Below are 22,219 nucleotides of genomic sequence, written 5' to 3' on the forward strand. Positions count from 1 at the left end.
AAGTGTATTTTCCTAGTAACCAAGCTCCACATTCTCGACAGCAGGGCAATGGAGAATACTAAGGGTTAATCGAAAAGAGAACATAGGATCTGCAGAAGTCTTGAGACACGACTAAACAACCGATTATTTGGCGGTTGTTTTTTTGCTTGTGCCAGTGAAGGGAAACGGTTCTGAAAAACGAAAAAACCTCACTTTTCAAAAAAGATATTACATCGTGATTCTCACATAGCCAAGTTATAATGAACTCGAATTTGACTGAACCGGTTAGTTGCGTATTTCTGTAATTTCCGTATTAATAAACTCTGGCAATGTCTCATCCTGAGCCAGTTTACGTAAGTTATTGATGATCGCTTGGCCCCAATTTTGCTCATTTTGCGAGATGATGCGGGTAATTTGGCCATTCTCAATGGATTGGTTGACATAGGGGGTAAGACCCAGCGCGACATTATAGCGATTTAGTCCTTTAGCCTTCCAGACCAGCACAGAGCTGGAACTCGACACGAAATCCAAATTGATCAGCGCACTGAAATGCGGGTGATCCGTTATCATTTGTTCCAACTGCAGAACGGCGTTTGCTTCGCTGCCGTCGTTATGACGAACTTCTAGCACGTCTATCTCTGTATGCTGCGCCACATAATCCTGAAGCCCCTGTAGCCGTTGGGTCAACCCAAGCATATGGGGCATCCCGGATTGGACCAGAATCATACCCTTGCCGCCAAGCAGTGTGTCTACGGTCTGACCGATCACAATACCGGTCTTATAGTTATCAGCTCCGATAAACGCATTCCGCTGACTGGACGGGGAGTCGGACTCAAAGCATATAACCGGGATCCCGCTGGATACAGCTTTGTTGATGACATCTATCAGTGCTTCAGAGTCAACAGGATCGATGGCTATGCCGTCAACTTCCTGCTTGATCATCATCTCCATGATCCGAATCTGCTGCTCCAGGTTTGCCTCATCCGGAGCTTGAACTATAACTTTGATGTCATGGTCGGCGGCTGCAGCTTCGGCATTCTCCGTTACCATTTCGTACGTATCGTTTACCATAGGATAGATTATGCCGAAGGTTAGCCGGGGTCCGCCGCTTGCAGCGGTTGTAGGTACCTCGTCAATCGGTTCTCGGACATTCACCCCGCTCTTGGTCCCTATACATCCACTGAAAATAAAGGTGAACCCCAATAGCAGCGCCAGTGTCTTAAACGTTTGGTAGCGGACTGTCACATCCGTAGCCCTCCTTTGGCGCTGGTTTCTGCCAGTTTACTCGGATGTCCTTGTTTGCGGTACTCCATTGGTGTCATTCCGGTAACTTTCTTGAACAGGTTAGAGAAGTAATGCTGATCGTTGTAGCCTACCTGAAAAGCGATCTCAAAGGTTTTGTACCGGGTTGTTTTAAGCATTTCTTTCGCCCTGCCAATCCTAGTGGCAGTTAAGTACTCTGTCATTGTCTGCCCGGTTTCCTGGCTGAAAACTTTGCTGAGATGGCTGGAGCTGACTCCGATCTGTTTTGAAGTTTCATGAAGGGAGAGCTGGTCATTGTGATAATTTTCCCGGATGTAAAGTTTGACTTTCTCGATCAACTCTCCGTATTTTCCAGAACCTTCAGACCGCCATTTCCAGAGCCGGTCGAATACTTCAAGGAAATAATCCAGACATTCTTCACCCCTGGAAATATTCTGGATTTTCTTCTGCAGCTCTTGCATCGTTTCTGTAGGATTACTGTCTGAACGGAAGGTTAGCTTTGCTGTCTGGACTAACTCTAAAGTGATGTCATTGATCAGGTAGTAGGCATACATGGAATTCCAGTTTATCTGATTAAGTCCGGAAGCAAACTGACGGATAAAGCCAGGGGCCTCCTGAGGAGTGCCCAGCTTTAAAAAATCAATTAGACGATTGCGGTCTAGCAGCACACTGTCAGGAGAATGATCGATCGAAGCCTCTATCATTGCCTCTTTGTTCTGTCTCGACAGCTTCTTGAACATTCTGTCGTCCTCAGCCTCCTGGAAGGAAAGATGTATCCCCTGAAGACGTTCATGGATATCTCCACAGCTTATAGACAGTTGCAAGTCTGCATGGAATTTTTTATGCTTCAATACTTGAATCAGCGTATCCATTCTGCCGGAAATTTGATCCGGCTGGCCACCCTTCAGAATAACCACTGTTTCGTTACGGCTCCGCCTGAAAAAGCAGAGTTCAGGATACTCGATCAGTGTGTTTACAAGCAACTGCTCAGCAGCCTGAACCTGAGACTGGTCCATATCCGATTCATTATGGGAAGATGGAATAAAGGACAGGATAACGGCTGCGTAATAAGGAGCCATAAGCATCAGGTCCAGTTGAGCTGCCGCCTCGATGGCGGCTCCAGTGCCGATTAGGCCTCCGCATAGATCAGCATACAGCTTGTCAGGGGTGTACGTATTTTTTTGTTTTAACCGATGCTCTTCGTCAATTCTGGCGCTGACAGCACGCAGCATATGAATAAGTTCCGCAGCGCTGACCGGTTTCAGGCAATAATCCTCAACGCCAAGCCGGAGCGCAGTCTGGGCATACTGAAAATCATCATGGCCGCTTAAAATGATAATTTTGATGTCGGGAAATCTTTGCCTGACCACGGATGTCAATTCAAGTCCGTTCATAAAAGGCATTTTAATATCAGTAATCAGAATGTCGGGTGCTTGTTCTTCAATAAGCGGCAGTGCCAGCTCACCGTCGGGAGCGTCACCGGAATAGAAGAAACCTTCCTTCTTCCAATCTATAGAATCCCGGATACTCTCACGGATTAGAATTTCATCATCGACGAGCATGACCTTCTTCATGTCAAGTTCCCCCTGTTCTTAGGTATCCGCACAGAGATTGTCGTACCTGTACCTGCGATACTTTCCAGCAGGACTCCATATTCACTACCAAAATAAAGCCGTAAGCGCTGATGCACATTCTGCAGTCCAAAACCACCTTCGGTGGGCTCCTCTTCCTCAGACTGGAGAGGGTGCTCCAGCTGTTGCTTCAGCAATGCTAGACGCTCTGTGGATATGCCTATACCGTTGTCCTTAACGGTAAGAATCACCGCCGAATCTTCCATATAACCGCCAATGATAATCAAGCCTTTACCTCTTTTATTTTTAATACCGTGGTACAAAGCGTTTTCTATCAGTGGCTGGAGAGTCATATTTAGAATCGGATACTCCAGAATTTCAGGATCGACTTCAACTCGATATTCAAGGATATCCCGGTAACGCATTTGTTGAATTACCAGATAGCTCTGGGCATGAGCCAGCTCAGTGTGGATCATCACCCAGTCCCGTCCTTTATTTAAACTAATCCTAAATAAGTCAGATAGCGCTTTCACGAGTTGGATAACGGCGTCGCTTTTGCCCGCTTCCGCCATCCAGATGATGGAATCAAGGGTGTTGTATAAGAAATGGGGATTGATTTGGGCTTGCAGCGTACGCAGTTCCGCTTTCTGCAGTTGCTGCTGTTTACGTATACTTTGCTCCAGAAGCTCTTTTATTTTCTCCACCATGATGTTAAAGCTTTGTCCCAGATCGGCGATTTCATCCGTTCCGACCGGCTTGACTTTGGCCTCGAGATAACCGCTTGCGGTAAGCCTCATTTTGTGCTGAAGGAGCTGAATAGGGCGGGTAAGCCTTTTGGTCAACAGATAATGCAGAGTGATAGCAAATACAATGCTGAGTACCACGCTCACTATGATCAGCTGCCTGATGCTATTAGCTTCGGCGACAATTTCCTGCAAGGGAGCGATACCGATAATTGTCCAACCCGTGTAAAGAGAAGCGGTATGTACGATGAACCGGGGCATCTTGTCAGTCCTAAGCACAAATCCGTCAGGCTGATCGGAAAAAGGAAGTTTTGTCTTTCGAATGATATTCCAGTCAGCGTTGTCTATAGGAGGAACGTAGATTGGATTGCTATGCTGATCAAGAATATAAAAAAAACCTGTCTTACCTATCTTGACCTGGTCGCAGAACGTTTTGATAAACGAATCATCCAGATCCACGGTAATAAATCCGATGACCTCATGTGTAATTTGCTGTCTGACCGCTGCCATAATCGAAATGACTCCCTGATCTTCATAGGTAAAACCGTCAATTCGTTCATTGCTCGTAATCAGTGCCGGCGGAATTCTCAGCACAGAATCAGGATTCTGCGCGAGTGTCTGAAAATGCTGATCCCGCAGCGGATTCATATTGGACTGGAAAATCCCTCTGCGCTCGCTGATCCCTTTCCCATAACGGTTAATCAAGCTGATGTTGAGAACATTCTCATATTTGTAGGTGTCGCGGTATAGAGCAAAGGTCTGAAGAATGTCTTTGGCTTCCTCGTAAGTCTCCGATTGTGAGAAGAGGAAGTGAATAACCTTGGGGTTATTACTTAACTCTAGAAGCCTCTCGGTATCTTTAAACATATTATCGATATTTGTTCCAAGCATATCAGCCTGGAGCATGCTGGAGGCCTTACTGTGACTGGAAACTGAATTGTAGGATTTCTGATAAGAGATCACTCCCACAGTCATTAGCGGTATGGTGGTGAGTACAATAAACAAGGCCAGCAACTTTGCCCTCAGGCTGGACGAGATCCAGCGCTTGATCCTCATCAGTAGGTTCCTCTCATACGGTCTATGGTTCATGCAACTTATAGTTTATACCAACTATGACCTATTCGGAAGCAAAAAAGAAAGCGCAACCAATATTCACACTTTTTAATTAAAAAATTACACCAAAAGAGACCTGTTCTTAATAAAAACCAAAAAATATAAACAAATGCTAAAGACTGTCCGTATCAGGTTGATTTGTAAGCGATTTATAATCAGGCCAACACCAGGTAATGGTGATTGATAAGGGGGAGGACAACAGTTTATGAAGAGACTCGGAAAAATGGGTGCTGTGTTAGCGTTAAGCTTGTCCATGATGATCGTTGGAGCTTGCGGTAGTAACAGCGGCGGCGGAGATGCTGGAAATAACGGGAATACTGCCGGAGAGAATGCAGGGAGTTCCGGAGCGAAACCGTCTAAGAGTATCACGCTCGGCTTCTCACAAGTAGGAGCAGAAAGCGGCTGGCGCAGTGCGAACACCAAATCGATACAGGATTCGGCCAAAGATGCCGGTTTTACGCTGAAGTTTTCGGATGCACAGCAAAAACAGGAGAACCAGATCAAGGCACTTCGCTCATTTATTCAGCAAAAGGTGGATGTTATCGCCTTCTCGCCGGTCGTGGAATCCGGATGGGACACTGTACTTAAAGAAGCCAAGGATGCAGGAATTCCGGTGGTTCTGACTGACCGTGCCGTCGACTCGAAGGACACTTCGCTATATGTGACATTCCTAGGTTCTGACTTTGTAGAAGAAGGACGGAAGGCCGGTCAATGGTTATCTGACCAATATAAGGATGCCGCAGAAGACATAAATATCGTTGAACTGCAGGGAACCACAGGCTCTGCTCCGGCTAATGACCGTATGCAAGGATTCAAGGAAGTGATCTCCAGCAATCCTAAGCTTAAGATTGTTGCTTCCCAGACAGGAGACTTTACACGGGCCAAGGGGAAAGAAGTTATGCAGGCGTTTCTGAAAGCCCATAAGGATATTGATGTTCTCTATGCGCATAACGATGATATGGCGCTGGGTGCAATCCAAGCGATTGAAGCTGCCGGACTGAAACCCGGAGAAGATATTAAAATCATTTCGGTCGATGCAGTTAAAGACGGAATGCAGGCTGCCAGCGATGGAAAAATCAACTTTATCGTCGAGTGTAACCCCTTGCTTGGACCTCAATTAATGAAAGTGGTTCAGGATGTTGTCGATGGAAAAACGGTTGAAGCCCGTATTGTGACCGAAGAAACGACATTTACTTCCGAGCAGGCCAAAGAAGCTCTGCCAAGCCGTCAATATTAATCCTGACCTATTTAACACCGCCGCTCCGTAGCTGGTGACCAGGTTCACGGAGTGGCTTCATTAAACCAAGGAGTGGATGATGATATGAGCATGGCAAGGCCCATACTGCAAATGACCAATATTCATAAACGGTTTCCGGGAGTCAAAGCACTTAGCGGTGTAAGTCTACGCCTTTTTCCCGGAGAAGTACATGCGCTTATGGGTGAAAACGGCGCAGGAAAATCAACGTTGATCAAAGTACTGACCGGCGTATATTCCATTGATGACGGAACTGTAGAAATGGAAGGCATTCCTATAACGGTGCACAATCCACTGGAATCACAGGCGGCCGGCATTAGCACAGTGTATCAGGAAGTCAATCTTTGCCCCAATCTGACAGTGGCAGAGAATATATTTATCGGGAGAGAGCCCCGAAAACTGGGCCGCATCATTTGGAAAGAAATGAACCGAAAGGCGGAAGTGCTGCTAAAGGACCGTTTGAATCTAGATATAGACGTGGCTCAACCTCTGCACATGTATTCCGTTGCTGTACAGCAGTTAATCGCTATTGCCAGGGCACTAAATATTTCCGCAAAGGTTCTGATTCTGGACGAACCCACCTCCAGTCTGGACAAAAATGAGGTCGAACAATTATTCCGTGTAGTGAGGAAGCTGAAAAGTGACGGGCTTGCGATTCTATTCGTTACTCATTTTTTGGATCAGATGTATGAAATCTCCGACCGGGTAACCATCCTGCGAAATGGGGAATTTGCCGGGGAGCATATGGCAAAAGATCTGACTAGGCTGGATCTTGTTCTGAAGATGATCGGCAAGGAACTGAATTTGCTGGAGGAACTTCCTGTTCTTTCAGGAACCAATAAGGATAAAGCGGGAGAGGAGCTACTCAAAGCTGAAGGACTGGGTCGGAAGGGAGCCATCGAACCGTTTGATCTGTCTATCTCTAAGGGAGAAGTTGTTGGCCTTGCCGGTCTTTTGGGTTCGGGCCGGACCGAAGCTGCACGGTTATTGTTCGGAGCCGATAAGCCCGATACCGGTAAGCTTACGTTTGCTGTTGGAGGGGGAAACGTACGTTCGCCGCGTGAGGCTATTCATCGGCGGATTGCCTTCTGTTCAGAAAATAGAAAGACTGAAGGCATCATTGGAGATCTTACGATCCGGGAAAATATAATTCTTGCCCTGCAGGCCAAACTGGGCTGGTTCAAGACCATTTCCCGAAAGCGTCAGGACGAAGTTGCAGAGGAATATATCCGTATGCTTAATATCAACCCGCCCAATCCCGATCACCTGATCAAGAATTTAAGCGGTGGTAATCAACAAAAGGTGCTACTCGCCAGATGGCTGTTAACTGAGCCGGATTTATTTATTCTGGACGAACCGACCCGCGGGATAGATATTGGCGCAAAAGCGGAGATTCAGAAGCTGGTACTGTCACTTTCACGCCAAGGAATGTCCTTTGTGTTTATTTCTTCCGAACTGGAAGAAGTGATTCGCGTCAGCGACAAAATCGTTGTCCTACGGGACCGGCATAAAGTAACGGAAATTTCAGACAAGGATATGAGCCAGCATACAATCATGCAGGCAATAGCAGGGAGCTGAGATCATATGAAAACCATTTATAAACATCATTTATTCTGGCCGTTGTGCGTACTGGCTGCATTGATGCTATTTAATCTTTTTTATTCTCCTGATTTCTTCTCGATTACGCTGCAAGACGGGCATTTATACGGCAGTCTGATCGATATTCTCAACTTTGGCGCCCCTTTGGTACTCGTGGCGATCGGAATGACTCTGGTTGTGGCTACGAGCGGGATTGATTTGTCCGTCGGATCAATCGTGGCTATATCGGGAGCTATTGCCTGTCTTTCCATTAGCAAAGGCTCGGATCAGAATATGCTGTCCTTGATTCTGATATCGGTACTAATGGCAGTGGTGCTATCTCTCCTTCTGGGGGTATGGAATGGGCTGCTGGTGTCAGTCGCTGGCATTCAGCCGATTATTGCCACCTTAATTCTTATGGTGGCCGGGCGCGGAATAGCCCAACTCATTACTGGCGGACAGATTATCACAGTGACGAGCGATAAATACACTTATATCGGCTCCGGTTCATTGGCGACTTTGCCGTTCTCCATCTTTGTAGTAGCCGCCGTTCTTGTTACAGCCGTACTGCTCACAAGAAAGACAGCACTGGGGCTGTTTATTGAATCGGTTGGCTGTAACCCGATGGCAAGTCTGATGTCGGGTATTCGTGCCAAATGGGTGATGATGTCCGTATATATATTCTGCGGATTGTGTGCCGGTATAGCCGGATTGCTGTTGAGTTCAAATGTATCCAGCGCAGATGGAAATAACGCAGGGCTGTGGTATGAACTAGATGCCATCCTGGCAGTCGTTATCGGCGGAACATCACTAAACGGCGGACGCTTCTATTTACTTGGAACTGTTGTCGGAGCCCTGATCATCCAAACGCTGACCACCACAATCTATATGATCGGTGTTCCGCCGGAAATCACGCTGGTAGTCAAAGCGTTTGTAGTGCTGGCGGTCTGCTTGATCCAGTCATCTGCCTTCCGGGCAGCACTTGCCTTGCGGTGGAAAAAGCGGCATTATCCAGGAGAAAAGGAGATTGCACGCCATGTTTCTTAAACGCAAGTATATTCCGATTATTGTAACGATTGCACTGTTTCTGGCCATGTTTGCTGCAGGTTCTTTCCGATATACCGGTTTTTTCTCTCTGCAGGTACTGATGAACCTTTTCGTGGATAATGCCTTTCTGCTGATTACCGCCATCGGCATGTCCTTTGTCATTCTGTCCGGAGGTATTGATTTGTCCGTCGGCTCAATCATCGCTCTTACAACAATGGTGTCAGCGAGCCTGATTCAGCAGCAAGGATGGTCTCCAGCAGTCGTTATTCCGCTAGTACTTCTTATGGGAGCCGTTTTTGGATCGGGAATGGGAGCCATTATCCACTATTTTAAAATTCAGCCTTTTATCGTGACTTTAGCGGGAATGTTTTTGGCTCGTGGATTGTGCTATGTAATCAGCATTGATACGATAACGATAGATAACGCTTTCTATACGAATGTAGCGCAGACCAAGATCACGCTCCCGGGTGGCAGCTTTATTTCAATTAGTGCTATTGTTGCGTTGATTGTCACAGCCGCCGCTATCTTCATCGCGCATTATACGCGATTTGGCCGCAATGTGTACGCTCTTGGGGGAAACGAACAATCGGCGTTGCTGATGGGGCTTCCGGTTGCGCGAACCAAAGTGCTGGTATATGCGTTTAGCGGATTCTGTTCAGCTTTGGCTGGCGTCGTGTTCACATTCTACATGCTATCGGGATACGGGCTTCATGCAGTTGGTTTTGAGCTTGACACGATTGCTGCGGTTGTCATAGGTGGAACGTTACTAACTGGAGGCGTCGGTTATGTCCTTGGTACCTTCTTCGGTGTGCTAATTCAGGGCGTAATCCAAACCTTAATCAGTTTCGATGGTACACTCAGCTCCTGGTGGACCAAAATTGTTATCGGTCTGCTGCTCTTCACCTTTATCCTGTTTCAGAGAATTCTTAGTGCAAGACGTTCTATCCTAAGGCAGTAGCAGTTGCTCTTACTATAGAATTGTTGCTACAATTACCATCGGGCTCCGTTTTCTTGGGTTCCCGATAGTATTCGTTTATAAATGCAACCGTTACCAAAATGGGGGAGAGTTCAGTGAAAGCAGGGAAATGGATAGTCTGCTTAGTGTTTGTGTTCCTGACTGGCTGCTTCGGAGCAGGGGTCAGGAGTGCCGAACCTTCGCTCAGGCCTACGGAAATCCCCTTGAAGATCAATAATCCTCCGCAGGCAGATCTGCCTGCAGCCAAAACTATATTACTCGGATTCTCCCAGTTGGGCTCGGAGAGTACATGGAGAGCTGCAAATACGAATTCCATTAAGGAGGCAGCTCGGGAAGCGGGCATTTCACTAATTATGAAGAATGCTGAGCAATCTCAGCAAAAGCAGGTGGAAGCCATCCGTTCATTTATGAAGAGCAATGTAGATATCATTGCAATTGCCCCTGTTGTGCAGACCGGATGGGATGATATTTTAGAAGAAGTAAAGCAGGCAGGCATACCCGTCATCATTCTTGACCGTTCTATTAATGTGCAAGACCACTCACTTTATGTGACCTGCATAGGCTCTGACTTCTTTGAAGAAGGGGTGAAGGCCGCTAAATATATGCTGGACAAAATGCGGCATCATACCGGACAAATCAAAATTGCCGAACTTCAGGGTACTATCGGATCCACCCCTTCAATTGACCGCGGACGCGGGTTTCGGGAGACGATAAAGGGGCGAAATACCTTTGAAATTACACTTACCCGCCCTGCGGATTTTACTAAGGCAGGAGGGAGTAAGATCATGCAGGAATACCTGAGCCTGCCTCAAGATGAGTGGCCGCAGGTGCTGTTCTCCCATAATGATGACATGGCCGTTGGTGCAGTTGAAGCCATTGAGGAGGCCGGACTGAAGCCGGGTACTGATATTATAATAATTTCAGTTGACGGGACACGCCGTGCCTTTGAACAGATGATTGCCGGGAACATTAATGCTGTCGTTGAATGCAATCCGCTCTTGGGTCCTTTACTAATGCAAGCTACCCAAGAGATTATGTCGGGCCGGACCCTCCCCAAACGTATGGTTCCAGCAGAAGATATTTACCCTCAGGAACTGGCCGCAATGGAAGTAGATAACCGGACATATTAACCAGATGATAAAAAGCTTTCGCTTTGAGGTGTTCCTTCCGGGGGTGCAGCTGGAGTCAGAAGCTAGCTTAAAGCCAGATCAAAATTGACCTAATTATGCTTGAACTTGTCAAAACGACAGATTTTGCATATAATAAATAGACATATCTCTTACATTAAAGAGATACCTGACAATTAGATTGAATTGTGAAATGCATTGATGGAGAAGAGTACACAGTGCCTGACTTACAGGGAGGAGACGCCGGTGATTGAGAGCGTTTCTAGGAAACAGAGCTGTCGAAGTTCACTCCGGAGCAGTTCCTTGAATTCCTTAAGATTGCCTTGCAAGGAAGCGTAGGGGAAACCGGTCACAGACCGTTATTTCTGTATAAAGTGAGATAGGTATCTGTCCAGCCAAAAGAGGGAATGAAGCTCTTAAGGGGAACAGATCAGCTTATCTAACAAGGGTGGTACCACGGTCTTTTCGTCCCTTACCGGGAGGAAAGGCCTTTTTTTGTTGAACTAGACAATGATTGAAGGGGGCTGTACACGGCCATGAAAGAGAAGTTGGAAGCATTGAAGGTAGAGGCACTGGCTAAGTTGCAGGAGGTTATGGATCCACAGGTTCTGAATGACCTAAGAGTGAAGTATCTCGGTAAAAAAGGTGAGCTTACAGAAGTTCTACGTGGTATGGGAGGACTTAGTGCTGAGGAGCGTCCGGTTATCGGGCAAGTAGCGAATCAGGTGCGTAGTGCGATTGAGGAGATTATTGGAGCGAAGCAAGAGGCATTTCAACAACAGGAGACACAACAGCGTCTGCAGGCTGAAAAAGTCGACGTAACCCTGCCGGGCCGACGCATGCAGCAAGGGGGCATTCACCCGCTTAGCAGAGTGGTTCAGGAAATTGAGGATATTTTCATTGGTATGGGTTACCGTGTGGCTGAAGGTCCTGAAGTGGAGACCGATTATTATAACTTTGAAGCCCTAAATCTGCCTAAGAACCACCCGGCTCGTGATATGCAGGATTCCTTCTATTTGACGGATGATCTGCTCATGCGTACTCAAACGTCTCCTGTACAGATTCGTACAATGCAGGCTATGAATGGTGAAGTTCCGGTTAAAATCATCTGCCCGGGTAAAGTATTCCGCCGTGATGATGACGATGCAACGCACTCCTTCCAGTTCCATCAAATCGAAGGTTTGGTTATCGGAAGCAACATTCGGATGAGTGACCTGAAAGGTACATTGCAGCAATTCGTGCAGGAGATGTTCGGCCCGAATACAGGCATTCGTCTTCGTCCGAGCTTCTTCCCGTTCACCGAGCCTAGCGTTGAAGTGGACGTAAGCTGCTTCAAATGTGGCGGCGATGGTTGCAGACTGTGCAAGCAAAGCGGATGGTTAGAAATTCTTGGCGCGGGTATGGTGCATCCAAATGTTCTGAAAATGGGTGGCTATGATCCTGCTAAGTATAGCGGCTTCGCATTCGGTATGGGTGTTGAGCGGATTGCTATGCTTAAATACGGCATCGATGACATTCGTCATTTCTATAACAACGATATGAGTTTTGTAAAGCAGTTCAAGGGCGTTTAGATTTTTGGTGGGCGAGCTGGCTGACGGGTTAGGAGGATGGATTTTGGAGCATTTGATTTCATGTTGTAAAAAACCTATTAAGCTAGGATCGGAAAGGAATTTTGGAACTGTAGGAGCGATAGCGACCGCCTGAAAGCTTTCCGTAGGAAAGCTAGCATCGTAAGCATAAGCTTTGTCCCCGGATTTCCACCGCGAAGAGCGGTTTAGATCAAGAAATCTGGGGACAACAGCGGCCGGAAGTCCAAAGATTCCTTGCAGGGACCGCTCTTAATAGTGTTTTGCAGTTGAAATTGAGAGCTCTTAATCAAGCCTCCGACTGGAAGCAGATCGAACGGCAAGTAGATAAATACATCTGAAACATAAAGGAAGTGAGCGGACATGAAAGTATCAACCGGATGGTTGGCTGATTATACATCGATTGAAGGAGTAACCGCCGAAAAGCTAGCGGAGAAGATTACCGCTGCCGGCATTGAAATTGACGGAGTAGAGCGCCGTAATAAAGGGATTTCGGGCATCGTAACCGGCTATGTGAAATCGAAGGAAAAGCATCCTGATGCTGATAAGCTGAACATATGTATCGTGGATGCAGGTCAAGGTGAAGATCTGCAAATCGTCTGCGGCGCAAAAAATGTGGCTGAAGGACAAACCGTTCCTGTAGCTCTTGTAGGCGCTAAGCTGCCAGGGCTGGATATCAAAAAAGCAAAGCTGCGCGGAGTATTATCGCAAGGGATGATCTGCTCAGCTAAAGAATTAGGCCTGAACGATAAATTGCTTCCTAAAGAGCAACAAGAAGGAATTCTTGTGCTTCCAGAGGGAACAGAGATCGGTCAAGATATTTCAAAGTTGCTGGGTTTAGATGATGAGATTCTGGAATTCGATCTGACTCCGAACCGTTCAGATTGTCTAAGCATGATTGGTGCTGCTTATGAAGTGAGCGCGATTCTTGGACGCGAGATCAAATTGCCTAATCCAGCAGGCGAAATCATTGAGATCAGCGGAGCAGCTGCTAAATCTATTTCCGTTAAGATTGAGAATGAAGAACTTTGCAGTCACTACGCTGTTCGTTATATCTCGGGTGTTAAACCTGCAGCATCACCGCTGTGGATTCAGAATCGTCTGATGGCGGCAGGGATTCGTCCAATTAACAACATCGTAGACATCACTAACTATGTGATGCTCGAATACGGACAGCCGCTGCATGCTTTTGATGCAGATAAAATCGAAGGCGGAGAACTCGGCGTTCGTCTTGCTCATGAAGGTGAAGTCCTGACTACACTTGATGGCCAAGAACGGAAGCTTGAGCCACATATGCTCGTTATCGCTGATGGAGCTAAAGCAGTAGCTCTGGCTGGAGTAATGGGAGGACAGGATACAGAAGTTACTGCTGAAACGGTAAATCTCGTTCTGGAATCCGCTAAGTTTGATGGAGGAACTGTTCGTAAAACCTCGCGTCAACTGGGGCTTCGCTCGGAAGCATCCCTTCGTTTCGAGAAAGAAGTGGACCCAAATGCAGTTATTCCTGCATTGAACCGCGCAGCAGTACTTATTGCACGTTATGCTGGCGGATCTGTGCATGAAGGAATTGTTCAAGCAGGAACAGTCGCAACTGAAGAGAAGGTACTGACTTTGTCCTTGGAGAAGTTGAACCGTTATCTCGGAACAGATCTGTCCTTGCTAGAAGTGAAGACATTGTTTGGACGTCTTCATTTCAAGTGTGGTGATACTGCACAAGGGCTGATCGAAGTTCAGGTGCCGACTAGACGTGGCGATATCAACTATGATGTTGACCTTATCGAAGAAATTGCTCGTCTGTACGGGTACGACAATATTCCAACGACTCTGATTGAAGGAGTTACAACGCCAGGTGCATTAACGCATAAGCAATCACTCCGCCGTGAACTGCGTCGCCTGTTGTCGCATGGCGGTTATCAGGAAGTGATGGGCTACTCCTTCATCCAGCCGGCACAAAGCAAAATGTTCCCTGAGTTATCAGAAGGCTCACAAGCGGTTAAATTGGCTATGCCAATGAGTGAAGAACGCAGTGTACTGCGTACTAGCCTTCTGCCACAACTTTTGGATATTGCTAGCTACAATACCAACCGTCGTCAAAGCGATCTAGCGTTGTTTGAAATCGGCAATGTCTTCTTCACGGATGAAGAACAGTTGACTCGCCAGCCGCGTGAGTTGCCAGTGCTGGGTTTGTTGCTTAGCGGTAGCCTAACCGTGAAGCAATGGAACGTTTCAGCACAGCCTGTCGATTTCTTTGATTTGAAGGGTGCGCTAGAATCGGTGTTTGCTTATTTGGGTCTTACAGACAGAATCATCTACGAGGGAGACAGTCCAGAAGGATATCATCCTGGACGTTCCGCGTCTGTGTACCTGCTCGGAGACGAGGGTCGTGTGAAGATCGGAACGATGGGTCAGCTCCATCCGGAACTGCAAAGAGAGCTTGATCTAGTGGATACCTATGTCGCTGAGATTTTATTGCAGCCGCTGTATGATAACACGCACAGCCGTCTGCAATATAATGAGCTTCCACGTTTCCCGGGAATGGAACGGGATATTGCTGTGGTTGTTGATTCAACTGTACCAGCGGGCGATCTGCTAGCTTCCATCCGTGCAAACGGAGGGACTTTGCTACAATCCGTTCAGGTATTCGACGTGTACACTGGCGGCAAATTAGAGAGTGGGAAGAAGAGCATTGCGATCTCACTTCTGTATCGTCACGGTGAACATACATTGACAGATGAAGAGGTTGGAGAAGTACACGATAAGCTATTATCGTCCCTTCAACAAACTTTTGGTGCAGAATTAAGAAAATAGCAGGAATTGTGTAAAGCCGCAGCGAATCCATTTAGAAACTGAGATTCGCTGCGGCTTTTTCTGGGTAGAGTGAAATGCGGAGGATGTCAGCGAGAATCTATTGAATTACAAGGGATTTTGCCAAATGCTTAAGAAAAAAGCTACAATAGAAACAGTAAGACTAGCTTAGAATCCGCACACATACAAAGGAGGGCACAACTGTGGCTATGGACCGGACTCGTGTCGCCGTGGAGATATACGGAACTTCCTATAAACTCGTCGGAAGCAGCACTGAATATATGAAACAAGTGGCCCGTTATGTTGACGAACATATGCGCACGATTTCTAAATCACACACCAGACTGGATACGCCGCGTATTGCGGTGCTTGCAGCAGTACATATGGCGGAGCAGGCTATTCAGGTTCAGGATTTTAAAAATGAACTCAACATGATGACAGGTGAACGCAGTGAACTGCGATTGGAAGTATCTCGCCTGCTGGAGGTTCAGCGGGAGCGACAAGAAGAATATGAACGCCTTGAAGCGGCGGCTAAGGAAGAAGCAGAGCGACTGATTGCTGCGATTGAAGAAGAACGCAAGCGTCATCTGGAGATCCAGGAGAACGAGCGCAAGGTACATGCGGACCAGCTTCAGGAGGCAAACCAAGCGGCTGAAGCTGCGCGAGAGAAGCTGGAAGAGGAGCTGCTTGCGCGTGAGCAGGAGCTTCAAGCACTGCGGGCAAGCTATGAGGCAGAACAGGCTGCTATTCGTGAGAATCATCGAGAGGAGCTAGCGATTGCAGAAGCCATCCGTCTGCAGCAATTGGAAGAGCAGAAGACGGCGCATCTGCTAGAGCTGGAGAACATCCGTGAGACGCTGATTAAGGAGAAGACAGATACTTTGTCTGCCCTGGAGCTTGAGTTAACCGAGACCAGGTCAACATTAGAGAAACAGCTTGAGGAAACCAAATCGACATTAGGTAAGGAACTCGAGGAGACTAAGTTAACACTGGGTAAGGAGCTTGAGGATACAACAACGAAGCTAGGCAAGGAACTGGCTGAAGAGCGGGAAGCTTTACAACGGGAGCTTGCTAAGAATAAGGAGCTTCGACAATCGCAAGGCACTCAGGAACACAGACATAAGCAAAGCATTCAAGAGCTTGAGAAACAGCTGGCTGAGCTCCGTGGTGGAACAGGACAACTTCAGTCTAGACTCCGTGCGGCTGAAGCCAGTCTTAAGAGTGAACGAGATGCTCGTCAAACGCTGCTCGGACAATATGAAGCAGTGGTTAAACGCGAAGAGCAGCTCAGTGAGGAACTGCGTACGGCTACTGAGTTAGGTGTGCTGTTGAATGAAGAGCTGGAAGAATTGCGTCAGCGTTATCAGCTGTCACAGAATGAAGCAGCAGAGCTGCGGAAGTCATTACAGGAAACGAGTGATAATCTGCACCGTGTTCAGGAAGAACTCGCTGGATCTATGGCGGAGGCAGCGAATTGGCAAGAGCTTTCGGATAAACGAATGGATGATATTGGCGAACTGGAAATGAATCTGCTGGAGTCCGAGGAGAAATCACTGACACTTCAGAAGGAGATTGAGGTTCTTCGTGGTCAAGCGGATGGATTAGTACAACAATTAGATCATCAAGTTCAACTTCGTACAGATGCAGAAGAGGAAACTGCAGCACTCCGTGAACAAGGTGGACAGGTTCAGAAGGAACTGTCTGCGCTTCGTGAACGCTATGAGGAACTGATCTCTCAATATGACGAAGTGCTGCAAGATGGCGAACGTCTGCAGGAAAGATATCAGCTGCTGCAGGAAGAAGGCGAAGAGACAGCACGACGTTTGGAAGAGTTGTCTGAAGCTAGCCGTGAAGCCGCTGCTACTGTTGCTGAGCAGCAGGGAGTGCTTAAGGAGGCCGAGGCGTACGGAGCTTCCTGGAAGCACAAGTACGAGGAGTTATTCGAGCGGCAGCAGCAGTGGAGTGATTTAGAAGCGAAGCTGCGCGAAGAGATAGATATTTGGCAGCAGGAGGCCGGTGAGGCTGAGGCGAAGCAGGAATCTATTGAACGTGAACGCAGTGAGGTGCTTCAGCAGCTTGGTGAAGTCGGCGAGAACTATGAGTTGGCTCAAGGACAACTGCGTCTGCTACAGGTCCAGTTTGAGATGCATCAGAATGAGCTACAGAAGATGACGGATGAGCATCGTAATCTTCAAGAGGAATATGCCAAGCTTCAGAATGAATATAATGAATGGATTCAACTGATCGAACAGGATAGTTGAATGTCGGATGCAAGAAAAGAGGGCTGTACCTGAGGTGTAGAGAGATCTATTTCAGGTTAGCCCTCTTTGTCTAAAATATAAGTTAGTATAAGCCTCACACTATCCTTTCTTATATTTCTCGCTTAAATGGTTAGTATTCTTATAGAGACGCCGAAGGCGTTTATGCTAGTGGCCACAGCGTAAATAAATAGCCGACCGTAGGGAAATTCCCTAGCGATCGGCTATTTTATTGAGTCATCTATTCTACGATGATTTTTGCATTCATACCGCTATGTCCGGAACCGCACATAATCGAACAGGTCATTTCGAATGTGCCGGCTTCTTCCGGAACAATTACCTTTGAGGATTTTTTGCTATTAAGCTGGAGTTCAAATTCAGGGATAAGGATGCCATGATTGCCGCTATCGTTTTTAAAAATAATTTTGACGGGTACACCTTTTTTTAAATGATATTCTTCCTGATCAAAGCTGTAATTTGTAGCCGTAATTATGAGTTCTGTTTCTGCTTCGATTTCTGGCTTAGATTCATTACCGCTATTACTTGCTGTATTATTGTTACTGTTGCTGCAGGCAGTGAGAGCTATTACAAACACAATGGAAAGCAGAATTGCAACTCTCTTCATAATCCTTATCCCCTCCCAGGAAGTACAATCTCAGAAATAATGTGACAATTATGTAAACATCATAACTTAAAATTTCTGTCATCACTTTGATGAATTGTGAATAATCCGTGAACGAAGGGATCGCTCAAACTTTGTCGAAAATTGCAAAAAATTGATGTGAATCTAATTTAGATTTATTATAATGAAAAAAGAATATATTAACGATTAAGTAGGGGATACAGATTATTAATAATAACGATGTGCTAAAAACAGAGATTTGGCACCGTAGAATTTTAAAAGGCTTCTGGATAATAGTCATTCTAATGATGGTTTCAGAGATCCTTTTTATGATAAATGTTGACCTTCCCCACACACAAACGCAATCACATTTGTTTCTAGCTTGCAATTTATTAATTGTGATCTTTATGATTGCAGCTGAGCTGTGGCTGCGGTATAGCAGACTTTCTCCTAAGCTCGGAGTGGTCAGTTGTGGATTTCTAGTATCCTATCTTATGTATTTTGTATTAGAGCCTTATGTTGATGGTGCGCAGATGACGTTAATGATGCCTATTATGGTTGCTCTAATTTACTTTGATAGTAAGCTTCTGTACATTATGGGGATATTCAGCGTAGTGTTTTATGCAGGGAATTATTTTGGATTAGAACGGATATTTCTGAATAAACCGTTGCTTGAATTCTTAATGGTAGAGTGTGTATTTATTATTTTCGTAGGGATGGCTCATGCGGTAATAATCCGAGCTCGGGAAGCGCGTGATAATCTAGAGAGATTAACGAAGGAAGGCCAAGATCTCATGGTGGAGAGGGCTGTTTCTGATAAGCTGCTCAAGACAGATGCGCTCACTGGGCTGTACAACCATAAAACATTTCATGAATACCTGGATACATTATTAGAGCAGTGTGAGAGCAACAACCTCAAATTACAGCTGGCTCTTTTCGATATCGATAATTTCAAGCAGGTTAATGATACATATGGGCACTGGGTAGGGGATCTTGTACTTAAGGCGGTTGCGGAAAAGGTTGGCGGCATGATCGAACTTAATGATTTTGCAGCCAGATACGGCGGTGAAGAGTTTGCAGTGATTTTTACGGACAAAAGTTATTCTGAGGCCTATAAAGCTATAGAGGAACTACGGATCAACATTGCTCGAATAGAGCATTTGCACGCTGGCAATAAGCCGATCACCGTAAGCATTGGAATATGTGAATATCAGCTAGGGGACGGGAAGGAGATTCTGTTCCGCAAAACGGATAATGCGCTATATGCAGCGAAGAAACGTGGCAAGAATACAGTCGTTAATGCTTTTGACAATGATGGAGCTGAAATTGCGACTTATGGATAAAAAAGACACAGAACCCTTATTGCCGGAAAAGAACCGGGAATAGGGGTTCTGTGTTGTGGATAGCTTTCGTTACTTTGCCGCTTCGAACGGGGTGGATACCGGTAAAAACAAGTCGACAATACCGATGACCAGTGCTGCCAGGATTGCTCCTAGAATGGATACGCTAACTCCACTCACTACGAATTGGGCGACCCAGATGACTAATGCACTGACGATAAAACCGACGATACCGCGGCCGAAGGGTGTTGCTTTCTTGCCGAAGATTCCTTCGACAACCCAGCCGAGTAACGCGATCACCAGTGCAAGGATAAGAGCGCTCCAAAAGCCTCCAATAGTGAACTGTGGAACAATCCAACCGACAACCATCAGAACAAGCGCTGCTACAACAAAACGACCCACATGACTTAAGAAATTCAATGTACTAACCTCCTTTGGCCCAAGCTAAGGATATGTGCAGTTCTTATTGTGACCTTAATACTTGTTTTTATGCTTAATCCTATACCAAATAGCGAAATTGACTTGAATTCTGTATAATGGAAACATCTATGAAGGGAGCTGTGACTGTAATTGGACGACAAAATTTTGCATACGCTTGAATATCGCAAGATTTTAAATAAATTAATGCAATATACGCAAACCTCAATGGGGCGATTGACTGCGGAGCAGCTAAGACCCTCCGGTGATTTTGAAGGCGTGAAAAAGCTACTTCAAGCCACGGATGAAGCGGCTAATGTAGATCGCCTGAAGGGTATTCCTTCATTTGGCGGGATAAGCGATATTCGAGCTGCGCTAAAACGTGCCTCTATAGGCGGAATGCTGGGAACAACTGAACTGCTGGCAGTGGGAACTACCATTGGCGGAGCAAGAAGAGTCAAACGCTTCCTGGCAGCTATGCATGAGGAGGAGAAGATTGAATTCCTATTTTCACTCAGCGATGTTTTGTCAGAGCAAAAACATGTAGAAGATGCCATTCGTTTATGCATAGACGAGAACGCAGATGTTCTTGACACAGCTAGCTCTGAATTGGCTACGATTCGACGTGAATTACGCGGCGGAGAGACTCGAATTCGTGAGAAGCTGGATTCCATGATTCGTTCTTCTTCCGTATCTAAAATGCTGCAGGATCAGCTGGTAACGATTCGTGGGGATCGGTTTGTTATTCCTGTAAAAGCGGAGTATCGTGCGCATTTCGGTGGTATCGTACATGATCAGTCTGGATCAGGTGCGACTTTATTTATCGAACCTGAGTCTATTGTGGCGATGAATAACAAACTGCGTGAAACACGGCTGCGTGAAGAGCGGGAGATTGAGATCATTTTGCATAGGTTGACAGCGCTAGTAGCTGATATAGCCGAAGAAATGACTTATGATATCGATATTTTAGGTGAGCTTGATTTCATCTTCTCTAAGGCACGTCTTGCACGAGATATGAAGGCTACGCAGCCTCGCATGAATGATCGCGGGTATTTGAAGCTGCGCAAAGGACGACATCCGCTGATTCCTGCGGAGCATGTGGTTCCTCTGGATGTAGAGCTCGGCAACCAATATAGCTCGATAATTGTAACTGGACCGAATACAGGTGGTAAAACCGTTACACTCAAGACCATTGGACTGTTGAGTCTTATGTCGATGTCTGGTTTGTTCATTCCAGCAGAGGAAGGCAGTCAAATGTGTGTGTTTGATGCCATTTATGCAGATATTGGCGATGAACAGAGTATTGAGCAAAGTCTGAGTACGTTCTCCAGCCATATGACGAATATTATATCCATTCTGCGCCGAATGACTCCAAAGAGTCTTATTCTGCTTGATGAAGTGGGTGCAGGAACGGATCCGGCAGAAGGCTCCGCGCTGGCAATTGCCATTCTGGAGCATATTCACCGGACTGAATGCCGTATGGTCGCTACTACGCATTATAGCGAACTGAAGGCATATGCTTATGAGCGTAAAGGGGTCATCAATGCCAGCATGGAATTTGATGTCCAAAGTCTTAGTCCTACCTATCGTTTGCTGATTGGTGTTCCTGGACGAAGCAACGCTTTTGCAATTGCAGAGCGATTAGGTCTGCCAAGCGCGATTCTGGAGCATGCACGTGGTGAAGTGAAGGAAGAAGACCTTCGTGTGGAGCATATGATTGCTTCTCTTGAAGAGAATCGACTTGGTGCAGAGCAGGAACATGAGAGAGCAGAGAGTATCCGCCGTGAAGTGGAAGAACTGCGCAGCAGACACCAGCAAGAGCTTGAAAAGCTGGAAAGCCAGCGGGACAAACGACTGGAGAAAGCGGAGAAAGATGCCAGTGCGATTTTGGAGAAAGCGCGTAAGGAAGCTGAAGTAATCATTAGCGATTTGCGCCGCTTAGCTATGGAAGAAGGCGCTTCAGTCAAAGAGCATAAGCTGATTGAAGCACGGAGACGTCTAGATGAAGCGGAACCTTCACCGCGTAAGAAAGCCGCAACTCGGAAGCCAGCTAAGACTCCGCGGACGATTGGGCCTGGTGATGAAGTGAAAGTAGATAGCTTAAATCAAAAAGGTTTTGTAGTGGAATTAAGCGGCACTAAAGAGGCTTTAGTACAGTTTGGGATCATGAAGATGAAGGTGAGCCTGGATGATCTTGAACTGCTCTCATCTAAGGCAGCCTCTGCACCGGTGCCTCTTCGGCAGGCAACAACCGTTAAACGTTCCCGTGACGAGAATATTCGTAGAGAACTGGATTTACGGGGGACGAACCTAGAGGAAGCAATCATGGAGACGGATCGTTTTATTGATGAAGCTTTCTTAGGCAATTTGGGCCAAATTTCAATTATTCATGGTAAGGGCACAGGTGTGCTCCGCACAGGGATTCAAGAATATTTGCGTAAGCACAGACATGTTAAGAGCTATAGGCTTGGAAATTATAATGAAGGCGGCGCAGGCGTAACCGTAGCTGAGCTGCAATAGCGGGATTGCCCGGCAGAAA

General features: G+C 46.5%; 15 protein-coding genes and 1 other annotated feature. Of the genes, 10 read left to right on the top strand and 5 right to left on the bottom strand.

The features are described from left to right. Positions 1–264 precede the first annotated feature (264 nt). The 3 genes from ACN6MV_RS08445 to ACN6MV_RS08455 are packed head-to-tail and all read right to left on the bottom strand — an operon-like array spanning position 265 to position 4,612. Complete coding sequence (locus ACN6MV_RS08445) at positions 265–1,224, bottom strand: sugar ABC transporter substrate-binding protein (RefSeq protein WP_419886144.1); 960 nt, start codon at positions 1,222–1,224, stop codon at positions 265–267. Continuing rightward, on the bottom strand, positions 1,221–2,816 hold the full coding sequence (locus ACN6MV_RS08450; RefSeq protein WP_419886145.1) for a response regulator: 1,596 nt from the start codon (positions 2,814–2,816) through the stop codon (positions 1,221–1,223). The genes ACN6MV_RS08445 and ACN6MV_RS08450 overlap by 4 nt, the downstream gene beginning before the upstream one ends. Next, positions 2,813–4,612 (bottom strand): cache domain-containing sensor histidine kinase, encoded by a 1,800-nt coding sequence (locus ACN6MV_RS08455; protein WP_042125556.1) that lies wholly within the window; start codon positions 4,610–4,612, stop codon positions 2,813–2,815. The genes ACN6MV_RS08450 and ACN6MV_RS08455 overlap by 4 nt, the downstream gene beginning before the upstream one ends. Before the next feature lie 262 nt (positions 4,613–4,874). Between ACN6MV_RS08455 and ACN6MV_RS08460 the strand changes: the two genes are divergently transcribed. The 8 genes from ACN6MV_RS08460 (at position 4,875) to zapA (ending at position 17,304) form a co-directional block, all read left to right on the top strand. Continuing rightward, complete coding sequence (locus ACN6MV_RS08460; RefSeq protein WP_419886146.1) at positions 4,875–5,906, top strand: ABC transporter substrate-binding protein; 1,032 nt, start codon at positions 4,875–4,877, stop codon at positions 5,904–5,906. A gap of 84 nt (positions 5,907–5,990) precedes the next feature. Then, positions 5,991–7,502 carry a sugar ABC transporter ATP-binding protein gene (locus ACN6MV_RS08465; RefSeq protein ID WP_419886147.1) on the top strand — a complete coding sequence of 504 codons (1,512 nt, stop codon included), beginning with the start codon at positions 5,991–5,993 and terminating at the stop codon, positions 7,500–7,502. 6 nt (positions 7,503–7,508) lie between these two features. After that, positions 7,509–8,549, top strand: a complete 1,041-nt coding sequence (locus ACN6MV_RS08470) for an ABC transporter permease (protein ID WP_042125563.1) — start codon at positions 7,509–7,511, stop codon at positions 8,547–8,549. After that, positions 8,539–9,507, top strand: a complete 969-nt coding sequence (gene yjfF / locus ACN6MV_RS08475) for a galactofuranose ABC transporter, permease protein YjfF (protein ID WP_042125565.1) — start codon at positions 8,539–8,541, stop codon at positions 9,505–9,507. The genes ACN6MV_RS08470 and yjfF overlap by 11 nt, the downstream gene beginning before the upstream one ends. Positions 9,508–9,620: 113 nt before the next feature. Then, positions 9,621–10,655, top strand: coding sequence for an ABC transporter substrate-binding protein (locus tag ACN6MV_RS08480; protein WP_231574086.1), 1,035 nt, complete (start codon positions 9,621–9,623; stop codon positions 10,653–10,655). A 186-nt stretch (positions 10,656–10,841) separates the two neighbouring features. Continuing rightward, positions 10,842–11,128, top strand: a binding site (T-box leader). Between the two features lie 60 nt (positions 11,129–11,188). Then, positions 11,189–12,223 carry a phenylalanine--tRNA ligase subunit alpha gene (pheS, locus tag ACN6MV_RS08485; protein ID WP_076120826.1) on the top strand — a complete coding sequence of 345 codons (1,035 nt, stop codon included), beginning with the start codon at positions 11,189–11,191 and terminating at the stop codon, positions 12,221–12,223. A 378-nt stretch (positions 12,224–12,601) separates the two neighbouring features. Next, a complete protein-coding gene (gene pheT / locus ACN6MV_RS08490) occupies positions 12,602–15,046 on the top strand; it encodes a phenylalanine--tRNA ligase subunit beta (protein WP_042125572.1) in 2,445 nt (814 codons plus the stop codon). Between the two features lie 206 nt (positions 15,047–15,252). Further along, positions 15,253–17,304, top strand: a complete 2,052-nt coding sequence (zapA, locus tag ACN6MV_RS08495; protein ID WP_419886729.1) for a cell division protein ZapA — start codon at positions 15,253–15,255, stop codon at positions 17,302–17,304. Between the two features lie 238 nt (positions 17,305–17,542). Here zapA and ACN6MV_RS08500 read toward each other — a convergent pair whose 3' ends face one another. Then, positions 17,543–17,926 carry a cupredoxin domain-containing protein gene (locus tag ACN6MV_RS08500; RefSeq protein WP_331281360.1) on the bottom strand — a complete coding sequence of 128 codons (384 nt, stop codon included), beginning with the start codon at positions 17,924–17,926 and terminating at the stop codon, positions 17,543–17,545. A gap of 326 nt (positions 17,927–18,252) precedes the next feature. On the opposite strand from ACN6MV_RS08500, the gene ACN6MV_RS08505 reads away from it, so the two are divergent. Then, positions 18,253–19,266, top strand: coding sequence for a diguanylate cyclase (locus ACN6MV_RS08505; protein ID WP_052414522.1), 1,014 nt, complete (start codon positions 18,253–18,255; stop codon positions 19,264–19,266). A 69-nt stretch (positions 19,267–19,335) separates the two neighbouring features. Here the strand turns inward: ACN6MV_RS08505 and ACN6MV_RS08510 are convergent, their stop codons facing one another. Further along, complete coding sequence (locus ACN6MV_RS08510; RefSeq protein ID WP_042125577.1) at positions 19,336–19,683, bottom strand: phage holin family protein; 348 nt, start codon at positions 19,681–19,683, stop codon at positions 19,336–19,338. Positions 19,684–19,833: 150 nt separating this feature from the next. Between ACN6MV_RS08510 and ACN6MV_RS08515 the strand changes: the two genes are divergently transcribed. After that, positions 19,834–22,200: an endonuclease MutS2 gene (locus ACN6MV_RS08515; RefSeq protein ID WP_339289873.1), complete on the top strand. Its 2,367-nt coding sequence runs from the start codon at positions 19,834–19,836 to the stop codon at positions 22,198–22,200. The last annotated feature ends 19 nt before the right edge of the window (positions 22,201–22,219 follow it).

The sequence above is a fragment of the Paenibacillus sp. B-A-8 genome (genome assembly GCF_048572915.1).
Taxonomy (GTDB): Bacteria; Bacillota; Bacilli; order Paenibacillales; family Paenibacillaceae; genus Paenibacillus_AQ.

Bases quoted from the DNA above. Each gene is read 5' to 3' on its own strand.
- ACN6MV_RS08450 (WP_419886145.1), bottom strand. From the start codon at position 2,816: ATGAAGAAGGTCATGCTCGTCGATGATGAAATTCTAATCCGTGAGAGT.
- ACN6MV_RS08455 (WP_042125556.1), bottom strand. From the start codon at position 4,612: ATGAGGATCAAGCGCTGGATCTCGTCCAGCCTGAGGGCAAAGTTGCTG.
- ACN6MV_RS08460 (WP_419886146.1), top strand. From the start codon at position 4,875: ATGAAGAGACTCGGAAAAATGGGTGCTGTGTTAGCGTTAAGCTTGTCC.
- ACN6MV_RS08465 (WP_419886147.1), top strand. From the start codon at position 5,991: ATGAGCATGGCAAGGCCCATACTGCAAATGACCAATATTCATAAACGG.
- ACN6MV_RS08470 (WP_042125563.1), top strand. From the start codon at position 7,509: ATGAAAACCATTTATAAACATCATTTATTCTGGCCGTTGTGCGTACTG.
- yjfF (WP_042125565.1), top strand. From the start codon at position 8,539: ATGTTTCTTAAACGCAAGTATATTCCGATTATTGTAACGATTGCACTG.
- pheS (WP_076120826.1), top strand. From the start codon at position 11,189: ATGAAAGAGAAGTTGGAAGCATTGAAGGTAGAGGCACTGGCTAAGTTG.
- pheT (WP_042125572.1), top strand. From the start codon at position 12,602: ATGAAAGTATCAACCGGATGGTTGGCTGATTATACATCGATTGAAGGA.
- zapA (WP_419886729.1), top strand. From the start codon at position 15,253: ATGGACCGGACTCGTGTCGCCGTGGAGATATACGGAACTTCCTATAAA.
- ACN6MV_RS08500 (WP_331281360.1), bottom strand. From the start codon at position 17,926: ATGAAGAGAGTTGCAATTCTGCTTTCCATTGTGTTTGTAATAGCTCTC.
- ACN6MV_RS08505 (WP_052414522.1), top strand. From the start codon at position 18,253: ATGATAAATGTTGACCTTCCCCACACACAAACGCAATCACATTTGTTT.